General features: G+C 48.3%; 1 pseudogene. It reads left to right on the plus strand.

From position 1 onward, the window contains the following. Positions 1-787, plus strand: a pseudogene (locus tag B7692_RS07500) (hypothetical protein); the annotation flags it as partial.

Consider the following 787-nt stretch of genomic DNA (forward strand, 5'->3'; position numbering starts at 1 on the left):
TCATCTCAGATGAGTTTGCAGAGCTCAAGGTTAACCAGCCCGACTTTATCAAGAAGTTGGTATCTATTGCGCGTGTCGGGCGTTCCCTCGGTGTTCACTTGATCCTAGCTACTCAAAAGCCATCAGGTGTGGTAGATGACCAGATCTGGTCCAACTCTCGCTTTAAGATTGCCCTTAAGGTAGCAGATCGTTCGGACTCCAATGAAATGCTTCATACACCGGATGCGGCTGAGATCACTCAGACGGGACGCGCCTATCTGCAAGTCGGAAATAATGAAGTCTATGAGCTCTTCCAGTCAGCCTGGTCAGGCGCAGATTACCAGCCAGAAAAGGATGATATGGGAATTGAAGACCATACCATCTATCTGATCAATGAATTGGGGCAATATGAAATCCTAAATGAAGACTTATCGGGCTTAGAGGATGCGGACGAAATCAAGGAAGTTCCGACAGAGCTAGATGCTATTGTGCACAATATCCATCTCCTATGTGAAGAACAAGAAATTCCTCCAGTACCACAGCCATGGTTGCCACCACTTAAGGAGCGCATTGCGCTGGAGGAGCTGGAAGAAGTGCAACCAGCAATAGCCTGGGCACAAGAGAAATCACTCTCAATTCTACTTGGAATGGCAGATATCCCGCAGGCTCAGAAGCAGGAATCCGTCTCTATCAATCTCGCCAAGGACGGACATGTCCTTCTCTATGGAAGTCCGGGTACCGGAAAGACAACCTTCCTTCAGTCTGCAGGTATGGACTTGGCTCGTAAGTTCAGTCCTAAGGACCTTAC

Source organism: Streptococcus mitis (genome assembly GCF_002096925.1).
GTDB lineage: Bacteria > Bacillota > Bacilli > Lactobacillales > Streptococcaceae > Streptococcus > Streptococcus mitis_AF.